At 69.7% G+C, this 16571-nt stretch carries 14 protein-coding genes; 3 read left to right on the top strand and 11 right to left on the bottom strand.

Annotated features, from left to right (window positions below):
* Positions 1 to 194: 194 nt before the first annotated feature.
* Together IE325_RS02585 and IE325_RS02580 are read right to left on the bottom strand one after the other, a co-directional pair.
* Entirely contained in the window at positions 195 to 707 is a 513-nt protein-coding gene (locus tag IE325_RS02585) for an NUDIX domain-containing protein (RefSeq protein WP_190067970.1), read from the bottom strand.
* An 88-nt stretch (positions 708 to 795) separates the two neighbouring features.
* Positions 796 to 1881 (bottom strand): ADP-ribosylglycohydrolase family protein, encoded by a 1086-nt coding sequence (locus IE325_RS02580; RefSeq protein ID WP_190067969.1) that lies wholly within the window; start codon positions 1879 to 1881, stop codon positions 796 to 798.
* Between the two features lie 147 nt (positions 1882 to 2028).
* Between IE325_RS02580 and IE325_RS02575 the strand changes: the two genes are divergently transcribed.
* Entirely contained in the window at positions 2029 to 3159 is a 1131-nt protein-coding gene (locus tag IE325_RS02575; protein WP_229911617.1) for a glycerate kinase, read from the top strand.
* Between the two features lie 197 nt (positions 3160 to 3356).
* Here IE325_RS02575 and pssA read toward each other — a convergent pair whose 3' ends face one another.
* The 8 genes from pssA to IE325_RS02535 all read right to left on the bottom strand — a co-directional run bounded on the left by pssA (position 3357) and on the right by IE325_RS02535 (position 12634).
* Positions 3357 to 4175 carry a CDP-diacylglycerol--serine O-phosphatidyltransferase gene (gene pssA, locus IE325_RS02570; protein WP_186285154.1) on the bottom strand — a complete coding sequence of 273 codons (819 nt, stop codon included), beginning with the start codon at positions 4173 to 4175 and terminating at the stop codon, positions 3357 to 3359.
* 22 nt (positions 4176 to 4197) lie between these two features.
* Positions 4198 to 4857, bottom strand: a complete 660-nt coding sequence (locus IE325_RS02565) for a phosphatidylserine decarboxylase (RefSeq protein WP_190067968.1) — start codon at positions 4855 to 4857, stop codon at positions 4198 to 4200.
* A 170-nt stretch (positions 4858 to 5027) separates the two neighbouring features.
* On the bottom strand, positions 5028 to 6233 hold the full coding sequence (locus tag IE325_RS02560; protein WP_190067967.1) for an acyl-CoA dehydrogenase family protein: 1206 nt from the start codon (positions 6231 to 6233) through the stop codon (positions 5028 to 5030).
* 2 nt (positions 6234 to 6235) lie between these two features.
* Positions 6236 to 6748, bottom strand: coding sequence for a MaoC family dehydratase (locus IE325_RS02555; RefSeq protein WP_062716551.1), 513 nt, complete (start codon positions 6746 to 6748; stop codon positions 6236 to 6238).
* A gap of 5 nt (positions 6749 to 6753) precedes the next feature.
* The gene (locus IE325_RS02550; RefSeq protein ID WP_048579464.1) at positions 6754 to 7716 is read right to left on the bottom strand and encodes an HpcH/HpaI aldolase/citrate lyase family protein; all 963 of its coding nucleotides are present in this window, start codon (positions 7714 to 7716) and stop codon (positions 6754 to 6756) included.
* A complete protein-coding gene (locus IE325_RS02545; RefSeq protein ID WP_190067966.1) occupies positions 7713 to 9761 on the bottom strand; it encodes an ethylmalonyl-CoA mutase in 2049 nt (682 codons plus the stop codon). Before IE325_RS02545 ends, IE325_RS02550 begins: the two co-directional genes overlap by 4 nt.
* A gap of 17 nt (positions 9762 to 9778) precedes the next feature.
* Positions 9779 to 11116 (bottom strand): crotonyl-CoA carboxylase/reductase, encoded by a 1338-nt coding sequence (ccrA, locus tag IE325_RS02540; RefSeq protein WP_190068491.1) that lies wholly within the window; start codon positions 11114 to 11116, stop codon positions 9779 to 9781.
* Positions 11117 to 11506: 390 nt separating this feature from the next.
* Positions 11507 to 12634, bottom strand: a complete 1128-nt coding sequence (locus tag IE325_RS02535) for a CdaR family transcriptional regulator (RefSeq protein ID WP_190067965.1) — start codon at positions 12632 to 12634, stop codon at positions 11507 to 11509.
* A 94-nt stretch (positions 12635 to 12728) separates the two neighbouring features.
* Here IE325_RS02535 and IE325_RS02530 point away from each other — a divergent pair, with 94 nt between their 5' ends.
* Both IE325_RS02530 and IE325_RS02525 read left to right on the top strand, forming a co-directional pair.
* A complete protein-coding gene (locus IE325_RS02530; protein WP_190067964.1) occupies positions 12729 to 14084 on the top strand; it encodes an MFS transporter in 1356 nt (451 codons plus the stop codon).
* Complete coding sequence (locus IE325_RS02525; RefSeq protein ID WP_190067963.1) at positions 14081 to 15334, top strand: NAD(P)/FAD-dependent oxidoreductase; 1254 nt, start codon at positions 14081 to 14083, stop codon at positions 15332 to 15334. Before IE325_RS02530 ends, IE325_RS02525 begins: the two co-directional genes overlap by 4 nt.
* A gap of 392 nt (positions 15335 to 15726) precedes the next feature.
* Here IE325_RS02525 and IE325_RS02515 read toward each other — a convergent pair whose 3' ends face one another.
* On the bottom strand, positions 15727 to 16539 hold the full coding sequence (locus IE325_RS02515; protein WP_190067962.1) for a TetR family transcriptional regulator: 813 nt from the start codon (positions 16537 to 16539) through the stop codon (positions 15727 to 15729).
* Positions 16540 to 16571 lie beyond the last annotated feature (32 nt).

Below are 16571 nucleotides of genomic sequence, written 5' to 3'. Positions count from 1 at the left end.
TGAATCATTACGCGCATGACGCCCCCGCTCGTAGCGGAATGAGAATCCCGGGATATCACCGGGACAGGAATGCGAAATGCATGCGTTCCGGATAGAGGAACGCGGTCCTGGTGCATCGGCGACGGTCATATTAGACCCGGCCGCAAGGGCGTCAAGGCAGCCGATTCATGATTCCGACAGTAATCCGGCAGTGATTACGACTCAGCAGGCTCGGAATTCACTCGGTGCCCATTCTCCAGCTCCACCGTCCCGCCGCCGTCCGCGAGAACGTCCAGCGCGGCCAGGACACGACGGCCCAGGGCGCCCGGCAGAAGCGTGGTGAGCTCGTCGCGCTCGACCAGCCGCCAGGACAGCAGCTCCTCCTCCTGCAGCCGAATCGCCTTGAAGTCGTCCTCCTGAAGGACCCCGCCGTCGTACAGATACGCCACCAGCGGCGGCCAACCCGACCGGTACACCCAGTCCACCGCGAGCAGCCGACCAAGTACCCGGTCGAGCCCGATCTCCTCCAGCGTCTCGCGATGGGCGCCCTGGCGCGGTGTCTCACCGTCGTCGGACTCGATGGTGCCGCCCGGAAGCGCCCAGCCTTCCCGGTAGTTGGGCTCCACCAGCAGGACTCGGCCCTCGGCGTCCCGGAAGAGGGCGGCGGCACCGGAGAGGACGCGGGGGAGACCCGCGATGTACGTGGCGAAATCTGACGTCGTGGTCATTGGGGAAGGGTAACCAGCCCCGCGGCGCCACAGCCCCCGCGCAAGGAGGCACCCCGGCGCACCACGCCAAGCACCCCGCGCCTGCCCTCTACCCCTCCGCCTCCGCTCCCGTCTCCGCCAGCCGCACCGTCCGCTCCGCCAGCTCGCTGATCCGCGCCCCGTCGAACCCGAACACCGCACTGCGCACCATGTCCTCCAGCGGCCCCGTCCACTGCTCCGGGATCGCCTCCGCGCCGGTCAGCACCCCCGCCACCGACCCGGCCGTCGCCCCGTTGGAGTCGGTGTCGAGCCCGCCGCGGACGGTGAGGGTGATGGTGCGGGTGAAGTCGCCGTCGCCGTAGAGCAGCCCGGCGGTGAGCACGGCCGCGTTGGGGATGGTGTGGATCCAGCCGAGCCCCGCGGTCTCCTCGGCGACCGTGGTGAGCGTGTCCTCCCAGGTCATCCGGGTGTCGTGCAGCGAGACGACCCGGCGCACGGTGCGCGCGAGGCGACAGCTCGCCGGAATCACCGCGAGCGCCTCGTCGACCGCCGCACGGATCGTGCCCGCCCTGAACGCCGCCGCGATCAGCGCCGCCGCCCACATCGCGCCGTACACGCCGTTGCCGGTGTGCGACAGCACCGCGTCCCGCCGGGCCAGGGACGCGGCACGGCGCGGGACGCCCGGACAGGTCCAGCCGTAGATGTCGGCGCGGATGAGGGCGCCGATCCATTCCTGGTACGGATTGTCGTACGTGGCGGTGAGCGGCGGCTTCAGCCCGTTGGCCAGATTGCGGTACGCGGCCCGCTCCGCGGTGAAGGTCTGCAGATACGGCAGCCGCAGCAGCCACAGCTCCCCGACCTGCTCGGTGCTGAAGCCGAAGCCATGGGTCTCCAGCAGATCCAGGCCGAGGATGGCGTAGTCGACGTCGTCGTCGCGGCAGCTGCCATGGATACGGCCGCGCACGCACTGGCGCCACTCGGGACGCAGCTCGAAGCCGTCGTCCTCGCCGGCCGGCTCCGGGAGATAGTCGGTGAGGGGCAGGGCGGCGGCCTGCCTCAGATACTGATCGATACGGTCCCGCGTCCACAGGTCGCCCTGCTCGACCGGCTTGCCGAGCATGTTGCCCGCGATCCGGCCCAGCCAGCCCCCGAGGACGCGGTCGGCGAGCTCTGGCTCGCTGCCCACAGGGGTCATAGAACCGGTCTACCCAATTCCGGGCGCGTCCGCTCGGGGTTCTCAGGCTCCGGGCAGGGAATGACGGCATGGGCCTCCTCCGGTTAAGGTCGCAGCGGCGCGACTGGCCTTGACGTGCGCGAGGCCCGGAGAGCAAGGGGAAATCAGGTGACACAGCGCGTGCTCATCGCCGCGGACAAGTTCAAGGGCTCGCTGACGGCCGTGCAGGTCGCCGAGCGGGTGACGGCCGGCCTGCGCCGGGTCGTGCCTGACGTCGAGGTGGAGGCCATGCCTGTGGCCGACGGCGGCGACGGGACCGTGGACGCGGCGGTCGCGGCCGGATTCGAGCGGCGTGAGGTCCGTGTCGCCGGGCCCCTCGGACACGAGGTGACGGCGGCGTTCGCGCTGCGCGGCGACACCGCGGTCGTGGAGATGGCAGAGGCGAGCGGCCTCCAGCGGCTGCCCGCAGGCGTCTTCGCCCCGCTCACGGCGTCCACCTACGGCTCCGGGGAGCTGCTGCGGGCCGCGCTGGACGCCGGGGCCCGCACGATCGTCTTCGGCGTCGGCGGCAGCGCCACGACGGACGGCGGCGCGGGCATGCTGACCGCGCTGGGCGCCCGCTTCCTGGACGCGGACGGGGAGCCGGTGCCGCCGGGCGGCGGCGGCCTGGGCGACCTGGCCACGGCCGACCTCTCCGACCTGGACCCGAGGCTGGCCTCAATCGACCTCGTCCTCGCCAGCGACGTCGACAACCCCCTGACCGGCCCCAAGGGCGCCCCGGCCGTGTACGGCCCGCAGAAGGGGGCCTCGCCGGACGACGTGGAGACCCTGGACGCGGCGCTCGCGCACTTCGCGAAGGTGCTGGAGGAGTCGGTCGGCCCGAAGGCGGCGGAGCATGCCGCGTCGCCGGGTGCGGGGGCCGCGGGCGGCATCGGGTACGGCGCCCTGCTCCTCGACGCCCGGTTCCGCCCCGGCATCGAGGTCATGCTGGACGTCCTGGGCTTCGCCCCCGCCCTCGACCGTGCCGACCTCGTCATCACCGGCGAGGGCTCCCTCGACGAGCAGACCCTCCACGGCAAGGCCCCGGCCGGCGTCGCCGCCGCCGCCCGCGCCGCCGGCAAGGAGGTCGTCGCGGTCTGTGGCCGCCTGGCCCTGGCTCCGGAGTCGCTGGGCCGGGCCGGCATCCGACGCGCGTACCCCCTGACGGAGATCGAGCCGGACGTGGCGAAGTGCATCGCGGACGCCGGCCCGATCCTGGAACGCTCGGCACAACGGATCGCGACGGACTTCCTGACCTGACCCGAACGTTTCCGTTCTTCAGCCCCTCCGGCGTTTGAGGACGAGGCCCGTTCAGGGCCGATAGCGGGGGTCCGGGGGCGGCAGCCCCCGGGGACGGGACGGGTAGGGGCGGCGGGGCGAAAGAAGCTGGGATCCCGAACCCGCACATGCGAAGGGCCCCGAACCGAACCCGGTCCGGGGCCCCACCCAGCGGAGCGCTACGGCAGCTGCGCCGCCCGCGCCTCCCGCCGATTGTCACGGAAGTTGTTCACCCGCCGAGCCGTGGCGAACAGCGGAATCACCGCGCCCGTCACCAGCTGAAGCGCACACCCGGTCTGCAGCAGCAGCTGGCCGCTGGGCGCATCGAAGGCCCAGGCCGCCAGCAGACCCATCGACACGACGATCCAGGACAGCATGGCCACGGCCAGCCGACCGCGCGGCTTCGGGTACTCGACCCGGCTCACCATCAGCCAGGCCGTCCCCAGAATCGCCAGCAGCGTCGCCACGAAGGGCAGCTCCAGCAGCACGATCGAGACCACAGTCAGCGCCCCGAACGGCGACGGCATGCCCTGGAACATGCCGTTCGGCACGGTGACGCACGAGAACCGCGCGAGTCTCAGCACCACCGCCAGCAGAACGACGATCGCGCCGACCGCCGCCACCCGCTGGTGCGCGTCGTCGGCGACCATGCCGTAGACCAGGACGAAGTACGCCGGCGCGAGGCCGAAGCTGATCAGGTCGGAGAGGTTGTCCAGCTCGGCGCCCATGGGGGAGGAGCGCAGCTTGCGCGCGACGAGGCCGTCGAACAGGTCGAAGACCGCCGCGCAGAGCATGAGGATGACCGCCGTGGCCGCGCTGTGGCGGGCCATGCCGGTCTCCTGGCTGCCGGTGAGGTGCGGGATCAGGATGCCGGTGGTGGTGAAGTACACCGCCATGAAGCCGCACGTCGCGTTGCCGAGCGTCAGGGTGTCCGCTATCGACAGGCGAAGAGAAAGAGGCATCTCCTCCTCTTCGTCGACCTCGTCGGCCTCGGGCACCCAGCCCGGCTGGGTCTCAGGATCAATCACGGTCAATGCGAGTCACCCCAGCCACGGTCTTCTGCCCGACCTCGACCGCGACCTCCACGCCCTCGGGCAGGTAGATGTCCACACGCGAGCCGAAGCGGATCAGACCGATACGGTCGCCCTGCTCGACCTTCGTGCCCTGCGGGATGTAGGGGACGATGCGGCGGGCCACCGCGCCGGCGATCTGGATCATCTCGATGTCGCCGAGTTCGGTGTCGAAGTGCCAGACTACGCGCTCGTTGTTCTCGCTCTCCTTGTTGAACGCCGGAACGAAGCCGCCGGGGATGTGCTCCACCGAGGTCACCATGCCGGAGAGCGGCGCACGGTTGACGTGGACGTTCAGCGGGCTCATGAAGATCGCGACGCGGGTGCGGCCGTCCTTCCACGGCATGATGCTCTGCACCACACCGTCGGCGGGCGAGATGACCCGGCCCTGGGCGATCTCGCGCTCGGGGTCGCGGAAGAACCACAGCATGCCCGCCGCGAGAGCGGTGGCGGGCACGGCGACGGCCTTGGCGACGCCGGAGCGGCGTGCGCGCAGCAGGCTGACGGCTGCGGTGGCGACGGTCGGGAGAAGCCACGGCGATGCTCCGCGCGCGAGGCGTACGCCGCCGACCTGGCTGTCGCGTGGTGCAGAGGTTTGGCTGTGGGGCATGGATGACCTTCGTAGCGGATGATGCCGCGCGGTATCAGGGGACGGCGGCTTTCCCGGGATCGTACCGGTCGCGGGCCACAACTGGGCAAGCCAGGAAGCCGAGTCGGCGGCTGAAGAGTGTTGACGGGGTGTGATCTTCTTCTCCAAGAAAACACCCCGTATCCGGACATTCAGCCCTGGAAGCGATACTCTTCGAGCAACCGGCGACCGATGATCATTTTTTGGATCTCGGCAGTTCCTTCACCGATCAGCAGCATCGGAGCCTCACGGTAGAGGCGCTCGATCTCGTACTCCTTGGAGAAGCCGTAGCCGCCGTGGATCCGGAAGGCATCCTCCACGACCTCCTTGCAGTACTCGGAGGCGAGGTACTTCGCCATCCCAGCCTCAAGGTCGTTTCGTTCCCCGGAGTCCTTTTTGCGTGCCGCGTTCACCATCATGGCATGGGCGGCCTCGACCTTGGTACCCATCTCGGCCAGCTTGAACTGAATGGCCTGGTGCTGGGCGATCGGCTTGCCGAAGGTGTGTCGCTGCTGGGCGTACTGGACGCCGAGCTCGAAGGCACGCTGAGCGACGCCACAGCCACGCGCCGCCACATTGACGCGCCCGACCTCGACGCCGTCCATCATCTGGTAAAAACCTCGGCCGGTGACGCCGCCGAGCACACGATTGGCCGGAATACGCAGGCCGTCCATGATGAGCTCGGTCGTGTCGACGCCCTTGTAGCCCATCTTGTCGATCTTGCCGGGGATGGTGAGGCCGGGACGGACCTCTCCGAAGCCGGGCTCCTTCTCGACGAGGAAGGTCGTCATCGACTTGTGGGGGGCTGTGCCCTCGGGGTGTCCTTCGTCACTTCGCACGAGTACGGCGACCAAAGAGGAGGTTCCGCCGTTCGTCAGCCACATCTTCTGGCCGTTGAGGACGTACTCCTCGCCGTCCTTCACCGCCTTCGAGGTGATGGCCGACACATCGGAGCCCAGGGCCGGCTCCGACATCGAGAAGGCACCGCGGATGTCGCCGGCCGCCATACGCGGCAGGAAGTGGTCCTTCTGCTCCTGCGTGCCGTGCTGCTTGAGCATGTACGCCACGATGAAGTGCGTGTTGATGATGCCGGACACCGACATCCAGCCGCGGGCGATCTCCTCGACGCACAGGGCGTACGTGAGGAGGGACTCGCCCAGGCCGCCGTACTCCTCCGGGATCATCAGGCCGAACAGGCCGAGTTCCTTGAGGCCGTCGACGATCTGCTGCGGGTACTCGTCGCGGTGCTCCAGCTCGGTGGCGACCGGGATGATCTCCTTGTCCACGAAGTCGCGGACGGTGGAGAGGATCTCCTGCTGGATGTCGGTGAGACCGGCGGTCCGGGCGAGACGTGCCATGGCTACTTCTCCTGCTGCTTGAGCTCCGGGCGGCCGGGCTGCTCGCCGCCGCGCTCCTTGATGTACGTCTCGGTCGGGACCATCACCTTGCGGCGGAACACGCAGACCAGCGTGCCGTCCTGCTTGTAGCCCTTGGTCTCGACGTAGACGATGCCGCGGTCGTTCTTCGACTTGGACGGCCACTTGTCCAGCACCGTCGTCTGGCCGTAGATCGTGTCGCCGTGGAAGGTCGGCGCCACGTGCTTGAGCGACTCGATCTCCAGGTTGGCGATGGCCTTGCCGGAGATGTCCGGCACGCTCATGCCGAGCAGCAGCGAGTAGATGTAGTTGCCGACGACGACGTTCTTGCCGAAGTCCGTCGTCTTCTCCGCATAGTTGGTGTCCATGTGGAGGGGGTGGTGGTTCATCGTCAGGAGACAGAAGAGGTGGTCGTCGTACTCGGTGACCGTCTTTCCCGGCCAGTGCTTGTACGTCGCGCCGACCTCGAACTCCTCGTAGGTGCGTCCGAACTGCATCGCGCTCAGGCCTCCGGGATCTCGAACTTCGACGTGCGCTGCATGCCGGCGGCCCGGCCCTTGCCGGAGATGACCAGGGCCATCTTGCGGCTCGCCTCGTCGATCATCTCGTCGCCGAGCATCGCGGAGCCCTTCTTGCCGCCCGCCTCGGACGTGTAGTAGTCGTACGCGTCCAGGATCAGCTCGGCGTGGTCGTAGTCCTCCTGCGAGGGCGAGAAGATCTCGTTGGACGCCTCGACCTGGCCCGGGTGCAGCACCCACTTGCCGTCGAAGCCGAGCGCGGCGGCGCGCTGGGCGACCTCGCGGTAGCCGTCGATGTTGCGGATCTGCAGGTAGGGGCCGTCGATCGCCTGGAGGTTGTTGGCGCGGGCGGCCATCAGGATCTTCATCAGGATGTAGTGGTAGGCGTCCGCCGGGTACCCGGGCGGCTGCTCGCCCACGACCAGCGACTTCATGTTGATGGACGCCATGAAGTCGGCCGGGCCGAAGATGATCGTCTCGACGCGCTGGGACGCCGTCGCGATCTCGTTGACGTTGTTCAGGCCCTGCGCGTTCTCGATCTGCGCCTCGATGCCGATCTTGCCGACCTCGAAGCCCATCGTCTTCTCGATCTGGGTCAGCAGGAGGTCCAGGGCGACGACCTGCTGGGCCGTCTGCACCTTCGGCAGCATGATGCAGTCGAGGTTCTGGCCGGCGCCCTCGACGACCGTGACGACGTCGCGGTACGTCCACTCGGTCGTCCAGTCGTTGACGCGCACGACCCTCGTCTTGCCGGTCCAGTCGCCCTCGTTGAGGAACTTGACGATGGTGTGCCGCGCCTCGGGCTTGGCGAGCGGGGCGCACGCGTCCTCGAGGTCGAGGAAGACCTGGTCAGCCGGGAGACCCTGCGCCTTTTCGAGGAAGCGCGGGTTCGAGCCCGGTACAGCCAGGCAGGAGCGCCTCGGGCGAAGGCGGTTGACGGTCGTCATGCGGAGACCTCCAGGGGGTCGAGCTTGTTCGCTTTCCGGATCTCGTCGACGATGCGGCCGATGATTCCGGTGATGTCGAAGTCCTTCGGGGTGAAGACGGCGGCCACACCGGCGGCCCTGAGCTGCTCGGCGTCACCATTCGGGATGATGCCACCGGCGATCACGGGTATATCTGTGGCACCGGCCACACGGAGTCGTTCCAGCACGTCAGGAACCAGCTGGGCGTGCGATCCGGAGAGGATCGACAGGCCGACCGCGTGCACGTCCTCGGCGAGGGCCGCGTCCACGATCTGCTCGGGCGTCAGCCTGATGCCCTGGTAGACCACCTCGAACCCGGCGTCACGGGCCCGCACGGCGATCTGCTCGGCGCCGTTGGAGTGCCCGTCCAGGCCGGGCTTGCCGACCAGGAAGCGCAGCTTGCCGACGCCCATGTCCTGGGCGGTCAGATCGACGCGGCGGCGGACGTCGGCCATGGCCGAGCCCTCCTCCGCGGGCACCGCGACCGGCGCCGAGGAGACGCCCGTGGGCGCCCGGAACTCGCCGAACACCTCCCGCAGGGCCCCGGACCACTCACCGGTCGTGACACCCGCGCGGGCGCACTCCAGCGTGGCCTCCATGAGGTTGCCGGTGCCCTTGGCGGCCTCCTTCAGCTTCTCCAGCGCCTTGCACGGGCGTGGGTGGTTGAAGGGCGGCTGGTAGCGGGTGTCGCGCCAGTGCTGGAGGCCGGCGATGACGCGAGCCTCGACGGCCGGGTCGACCGTCTGGATGGCCGTGTCGAGATCCGCCGTCAGCGGGTTCGGCTCGGTCGTCTCGAAGATGTTGACGCCGATGATCTTCTCGCGGCCGGACTCGATACGGGCCCGCCGCTCGGCGTGCGAGGAGACGAGCTGCGACTTGAGGTAGCCGGACTCGACGGCGGCCATCGCGCCGCCCATCTCCTGGATCCGCTCGATCTCCGCGAGGGACTCCTCGACGAGCTTGCTCACCTTCGCCTCGATGACGTGCGAGCCCTCGAAGATGTCCTCGTACTCCAGCAGGTCGCTCTCATGGGCGAGGACCTGCTGGATGCGCAGCGACCACTGCTGGTCCCAGGGCCGGGGGAGGCCGAGGGCCTCGTTCCAGGCGGGCAGCTGCACGGCACGCGCGCGTGCGTCCTTGGACAGCGTCACGGCCAGCATCTCCAGGACGATCCGCTGGACGTTGTTCTCCGGCTGCGCCTCGGTCAGACCGAGGGAGTTGACCTGGACGCCGTACCGGAAGCGGCGCTGCTTGGGGTTCTCGATGCCGTAACGCTCGCGCGTGACCTGATCCCAGATCCGCCCGAACGCCCGCATCTTGCACATCTCCTCGATGAAGCGGACGCCCGCGTTCACGAAGAAGGAGATACGGGCCACGACGTCCCCGAACTTCTCGGCGGGGACCTGCCCTGAATCGCGTACGGCATCGAGAACCGCTATCGCGGTGGACATCGCGTACGCGATCTCCTGGACCGGCGTGGCGCCCGCCTCCTGCAGGTGGTAGCTGCAGATGTTGATCGGGTTCCACTTCGGGATGTGGGAGACCGTGTACGCGATCATGTCCGTCGTCAGCCGGAGTGAGGGCCCCGGCGGGAAGACATGCGTCCCCCGCGACAGGTACTCCTTGACGATGTCGTTCTGGGTCGTGCCCTGGAGCTTGGTGATGTCGGCGCCCTGCTCCTCGGCGACGACCTGGTAGAGCGCCAGCAGCCACATGGCGGTGGCGTTGATCGTCATCGAGGTGTTCATCTGCTCCAGGGGGATGTCCTGGAACAGCCGGCGCATGTCACCGAGGTGCGCGACCGGCACGCCGACCCGGCCGACCTCGCCGCGGGCGAGGATGTGGTCGGAGTCGTAGCCGGTCTGCGTCGGCAGATCGAACGCGACCGACAGGCCGGTCTGGCCCTTGGCGAGGTTGCGCCGGTACAACTCGTTGGACGCCTCGGCGGTGGAGTGCCCGGCGTACGTGCGCATGAGCCACGGCCGGTCCTTCTCCCGCGCGCCTTCGGCGGGCTGACGCTCAGTCATCTATGACCCCGGGTGTCTCAGATGTTGCGGAAGCGGTTGATGCCGTCGATGTGCTTGGCGCGCATCTCCTCGTCGCGCACGCCGAGGCCTTCCCCGGGGGCGAGGCACAGGACGCCGACCTTGCCCTGGTGGAGGTTGCGGTGCACGTCGAACGCGGCCTGGCCGGTCTCTTCCAGGGAGTAGACCTTCGACAGGGTGGGGTGGATCTTGCCCTTCGCGACCAGCCGGTTGGCCTCCCAGGCCTCGCGGTAGTTGGCGAAGTGGGAGCCGATGATCCGCTTCAGCGACATCCACAGGTAGCGGTTGTCGTACTCGTGGTTGTAGCCCGAGGTGGAGGCGCAGGTGACGATGGTGCCGCCCTTGCGCGTGACGTAGACGGAGGCGCCGAAGGTCTCGCGGCCGGGGTGCTCGAAGACGATGTCGACGTCCTCGCCGCCGGTGAGCTCACGGATGCGCTTGCCGAAGCGCTTCCACTCGCGCGGGTCCTGGGTGTTCTCGTCCTTCCAGAACTTGTAACCCTCGGCGTTGCGGTCGATGATCGCCTCGGCGCCCATCGCGCGGCAGATGTCCGCCTTCTGCGGGCTGGAGACGACACAGATCGGGTTGGCGCCACCGGCCAGCGCGAACTGGGTGGCGTAGGAGCCGAGTCCGCCGCTGGCGCCCCAGATCAGGACGTTGTCGCCCTGCTTCATGCCGGCGCCGTTGCGGGAGACCAGCTGGCGGTACGCGGTGGAGTTCACCAGGCCCGGAGCGGCGGCCTCCTCCCAGCTCAGGTGGCCCGGCTTGGGCATCAGCTGGTTGGACTTGACCAGGGCGATCTCGGCGAGGCCGCCGAAGTTGGTCTCGAAGCCCCAGATGCGCTGCTCGGGGTCGAGCATCGTGTCGTTGTGGCCGTCCGAGGACTCCAGCTCCACGGACAGACAGTGCGCGACGACCTCGTCACCGGGCTTCCAGGAGTTGACGCCGGGGCCGGTGCGCAGGACGACGCCCGCGAGGTCGGAGCCGATGATGTGGTACGGCAGGTCGTGGCGCTTGGTGAGCTCGCTGAGGCGGCCGTAGCGCTCGAGGAAACCGAAGGTCGACAGCGGCTCGAAGATCGAGGTCCACACCGAGTTGTAGTTGACGCTCGATGCCATGACGGCGACCAGGGCCTCGCCCGGGCCGAGTTCCGGCACCGGGACGTCGTCCAGGTGGATCGACTTGCGCGGGTCCTTGTCGCGGGTCTGAAGGCCCGCGAACATCTCCGTCTCGTCCTTGTGCACGGTGATCGCGCGGTACGACTCGGGCAGCGGCAGGGCGGCGAAGTCGGCCGGCGTCGAGTCCGGCGACTGGATCGCGTCCAGAATGTCCTTCACGGTCACGGTGTTGCCTCCGGCGATACGCACCCTGAGGGAGGGGTGCTGAGGGTTACGTCGGTGCTGCTGAGGGTTTTTTGGTGATTGCCGTCGGTTCGGCTGATGTTGCTGTTCGGCAGCGCTTTGTGGCGCGGGAGGTTGCCTGTGACGCAGGCGCCGGGCGCGCAGACCCCGGGAGGGGTTTGCGGGGACAGCCGACGTACGAAAGGTCTCTGCACGCCGGCCGCCCGGACACCTTCAACGTATGGCACCGCGTGTCACGTGGCAAGGCACCGAGTGCCAGAACTTGCTCTCAGATGAAATCTTTACGTAACAAATGAGCGATGATCGATCAAAGCTACCCGTGAGTTGGTACTAATCGGGCGCTATCGGTCGCCGCCCGCCGGTCACCTACAGGGCATCGGCCAGACATGCCAGGTACATGGCCATCGCGGTCCTCGGCTCCCGCACCCCGCGCCCGCTCAGCTCCTCGATCTTCGTCAGCCGGTAGAGCAGCGTATTCCGGTGGATTCCGAGCCGCTCCGCCGTCCTGACCAGCTGGAAGCCGCCCTCCGCCCAGGCGATCAGCGTCTCCCGCAGCACGGGCCAGTCCTCCCGCTCCCGCAGTCCCGCGAGGACGGCGGCCGCGTACCGGGCGCGCTCCTGCCGGACGACCGAGGCCACGAGCTGCGGCACCCGCAGATCGGCCACCGCGAAGACGCGCCCGTCCGGCTCCAACCGGGGCCCGGCACGCAGTGCCAGCGCCGCGTCCCGGTACGAGGCGTGCAACCCCGCGACGCCCCGGCCCGGCTCACCGATCCCGGCCCGCGCCTCGGCCGCGCGCTGCCCGCCGAGGCGCTCGACCAGGGCCCGGCACCGCTCGGCGAGCCCCTCGGTGCCGGCCCGCAGCACCGCGTACCGCCCGGCGGCCAGCTCCCCGGCCACGTCCTGGGCGGCGCCGAACACCTCCCGCACGGTCCGCAGCAGCGACATCCGGGAGACACCGCCCGCCCGGACCTCCAGCACCACCGCCGTGCGCGGGATCCGCGGATCGACCCCCAGCTCGGCCAGCCGTGCCTCGACCGTCTCGGCGTCGACGACCTCGGGGTCGTACAGCGCGATGTCCCGTACGCAGTCGTCCACGGCCCGCTCGTGCAGCAGCCGCGAGCGCAGCAGGACCGCCTCCTCCAGGAGGATCTCGGTCTGCCGCCGCACGACCAGGCCGAAGCGCCGCACCTCGTCCGGATCCCCGGTCAGACACACCGTGCCCACCGCCTCGGCGCCCACGGTGATCGGGAGGCTCATTCCGGACAGCACCCCGTGCATCCGCCGCGCCTGCTCCCGGGTGTGCGTGGCCGGCTGCCGGGTGCGCAGCACCTCGTACGATGCCTCGTGGACCGTGCCCAGCCGGCCGGTGTCGCCGCAGCCGATGACGACCGCCTCGCGATCGGTGATCAGCACGTTGAAGCCGGTGATGCGCCCGATGTCGCAGGCGATCTCCTGGGCGAGTTCGGGCGTGAGGACGTCACCGGCTGCCATGTACGGAAGGTACAGGCGGATCCCGGAATCCGGGGATGCGGTCATGCACTTCGTCCGATGACGACTTCGTCGTCGATCCCTACCTTTTTCGGCCATGTCCCCCTCATTGGAGAAGTCCCGGCCCACCAGAACCCATTGGCTCATCACCCTGTACGCAGGTGGCGGCGAGTTCTGCGACGGCTACATCCTCAGCATCATCGGTGTCGCCCTCCCGCTCATCACCAGCGACTTCGACCTCGGCTCCACCATGTCCGGCCTGGTCGGCTCCGCCACGCTGATCGGCATGTTCGTCGGCGGGCTCGTCTTCGGATACGTCACCGACCGCGTCGGCCGGCAGAAGGTCTACCTCTTCGACATCGCCGCCTTCATCGCGCTGTCCGTGGCGCAGTACTTCGCGCCGGACGCCTGGACGCTGACCCTGCTCAGGTTCGCGATGGGCATCGCCATCGGCGCCGACTTCGCGATCGCCGGCACCATCGCCTCCGAGTTCGCGCCACGCAAGTCACGCGGGCCGCTGCTCGTCGTCATGGTCACCATGTGGTCCGTGGGCGCGGCGACCGCCTACGTCGTCGGCTATCTGATGCTGCGCTCCGGCATGGACGACTGGCGCTGGATGCTGGCGAGCAGCGCGATCCCGGCCGCGCTGATCCTGCTGCTGCGCTTCGGCACACCCGAGTCGCCGCGCTGGCTGATGAGCCAGGGGCGGACCGACGAGGCCCGGCAGGTCGTACGCCAGATGCTCGGCCCCGACGCCGACCTGGGCGACCTGGAGGCCGAGACCACCACCCGCACCCGCTACGCCGACATCTTCCAGGGCGTCTATCTGCGCCGCACGATCTTCGTCGGCACCTTCTGGGCCTGTCAGTTGCTGCCCATCTACGCCATCACCACCTACGAGCCGACGATCCTGACCTCGCTCGGACTCGACCACGGCGACACCGCCTACCTCGGCTCGGTGGCGCTGCAGATCTTCTACATCCTGGGCTCGCTGTCCGGGATCCTGTTCATCAACAAGGGCCGCAGACCACTGCTGTTGTGGAGCTTCGCACTGTCCGCAGTACCGCTGCTGGTGCTGTCGATACTCGCCGATCCGGGGCCCGCGGCCGTGATCACGCTGTTCGCGGTGTTCGGCCTCGCGTCGTTCTCCAGCCAGTGCCTCCAGGCGATCTACCCGTCCGAGCTGTTCCCGACCGGCGTGCGCGCCACCGCCAACGGCTTCGCCACCGGCGCCAGCCGTATCGGCGCCGCCGTCGGCACCTGGGGCGCCCCTGTGGTGCTCGGCCACAGCACCCGGCTCGCCATGTTCCTCGGCGCGCTGATCTGCGGCCTGGGCTGGCTGGTGTCGTACCGGCTCGCCCCGGAGACCAGCGGCAAGAGCCTCGCCGAGGCCAGCGGGGACGGGAGCGACGTCCCGCCGGCCGGACTGTCCACCGTGAAGGAGCTTTCGTGAGCCCGTCGCCCTCCTCGGTCCTCGTCATCGGCGGTGGCGTCGTCGGACTGGCCTGCGCGCACCACCTGGGCCGGGCCGGCCTCACCGTCACCGTCCTCGAACGGGACCGCCTCGGCAGCGGGGCCTCCCGCGGCAACGCCGGCGAGATCTGCCCCGACCTCGTCGAACCGCTCGGCGCCCCGGGCGTCGCCGCCAAGGCGCTGACCGGCGTGTTCCGCCCGGACAGCCCCTTGTGGATCAACCCGGTGCCGAGCCTGCCGCTGCTGCGCTTCCTGACCCGGCTCGGGCTGCACAGCACGGCACGGCACCACACCGCCGGGGCCACCGCGCTCGCCGCTCTCGCCGAGGACACCTTCGGGATGTTCGAGGAACTGGAGGCGCTCGGCGTGGACGGCGGGGCCGGGAAGGACGGCTTCCTGTTCGCGTACCCCTCGCAGAAGGAGGCCTCGCACGGGCTGGCGGGCTTCCGCCGGCTCGACGCCCCGCTCGCGCCCGAGGGGGTGCTGCGTGGCGCGGCGCTGGCCGAGGCGGAGCCCGCGCTGGGGACCGCAGCGCGCGCCGGGTTCCTGGTGGAGCGTCAATGGGCCGTGGATCCGGGGCAGTTCGTGGACACGCTGGCCGAGCGGCTGCGGCGGGACGGGGCCGAGCTGGTCGAGGGCGCCCGGGTGACGGCCGTACGGGACGGGGCGGGGCGCGTCGAGGTCCGTACGACCGCGGGGACCTTTGAGGCCGACGCGGTGGTGATCGCCGCGGGCGTCTGGTCGAGGGAGGTGTGCGCCTCGCTCGGCATACGGATCGAGGTCGCCGCCGGGAAGGGCTACAGCTTCTCGGTGCCGGCCGAGACCCTGCCGCGGCGGCTGGTCCATCTGGGCTCGGCGAAGGCCGTGCTGGCACCGCTGGGCGAGGGGGTGCGGGTCGCCGGGACGATGGAGTTCGACCGGGACCCGGACCGCTTTCGGCGGGGCCGCGTGGAGGCGCTGGTGGCGGCCGCGCGGCCGTATCTGCCCGGGGCCGACTGGGAACGCCGGGAGCAGGAGTGGATGGGCCCGCGCCCGATGACCCCCGACGGCCTGCCCCTCATCGGCCCGCTACCGGGCCGCCCCCGCGTCCTGCTCGCCACCGGCCACAACATGCTGGGCCTGATGCTGGCCCCGGCGACGGGACGGCTGGTGGCGGGTCTGCTCACGGGGTCCGCGGACCCGGGCCTCGCGGCGAGGTTCGCACCTGGCAGATGGGTCTGCCGGACCTAGCCGTCCAGGCCGAGCAGCGCCGTCCTCAGGGGCAGCATCGGCTCCTCGGGGATGGCCGGGGGCTCCTCGCCGTGGCCCGTGTGCGTGGGCGGCACCGTACGCAGGCCCCCTATGCCCCTCCATGGCCCACTTGGCGTCGGTCGGCGGCAGCGACAGCGTCATGCGTCGCCCGTCCGCGAGGGTGGCTTCGAGCTTGGCCGGGTCGTCCGCCTGCATGGCAACTCGCTTCCGTCGCACACCGGGAAGATCATGCGTTCGACATGGAAGACGGACGGGCGCACGCGATAGTTCCCGCCGAGCGATCGAGCCACCGAGCCGCCGAGGAATCCATCACGGGCCCCGCGTCGCCCCGGGGCCCGACCGGCCCGCCTCGGGGTCCCGGAACGGCCTGTCTAGGCCCGCTCCTTCAGCGCCTGCTCGATCGTGCGCATCACCTCGTCCAGCGGGGCGTCCGTCCTGGCCACCGTCACCAGCACCTCGCCCTGCGAGGCCACGGACGCCGGTGCCGTGCGGGGCGTGGTCTCCCGGCCCGCCCCGATGCCCGAGCCGAAGGTCCTGCGGACGATCGCGAAGGCGTGGTCGAGCTGTGCCTCCACGTCGCCCTGGCCGCCGGCCCGCAGCCAGCGCCGCAGGACGTGGTTGTGCGCCGTGACCACGGCGGACGCGGCCACCTCCGCGAGCAGCGGGTCGTCGTTGGCGTCGTCGTCATGGGCGTGCTCGTCGAAGTGGCCGAGGAGGTAGCGGGTGAAGAGGCGCTCGTAGCGGGCCACCGACGCGATCTCGGCCTCGCGCAGGGTGGGCACCTCGCGCGTGAGCTTGTAGCGGGCGACCGAGATCTCCGGCCGGGCCGCGTACATCCGCATGACTTCCTTGATGCCACGGCACACCGTGTCGAGCGGGTGCTCATGGGCGGGGGCGGCGTTGAGCACCGCCTCCGCGCGGACCAGCGTGTCGTCGTGGTCGGGGAAGATCGCCTCTTCCTTGGAGCGGAAGTGGCGGAAGAAGGTGCGGCGGGCGACCCCGGCCGCGGCCGCGATCTCGTCGACGGTGGTCGCCTCGTACCCCTTGGTCGCGAACAGCTCCATCGCCGCGGCCGCCAGCTCGCGGCGCATCTTGAGCCGCTGGGCGGCCGCGCGACTGCCTGCGGCACTTTCCGGCGCGTCGGGCGTGGCTGAGGTACGTGAGGACTTGGCGGGCTGGGACATGACCCGAACGTACTGCATGTGCGCAGCTTGAT

The organism is Streptomyces lanatus, from assembly GCF_014655715.1.
GTDB lineage: Bacteria > Actinomycetota > Actinomycetes > Streptomycetales > Streptomycetaceae > Streptomyces > Streptomyces lanatus.
This window is presented reverse-complemented; position numbering and strand designations above follow the sequence as displayed.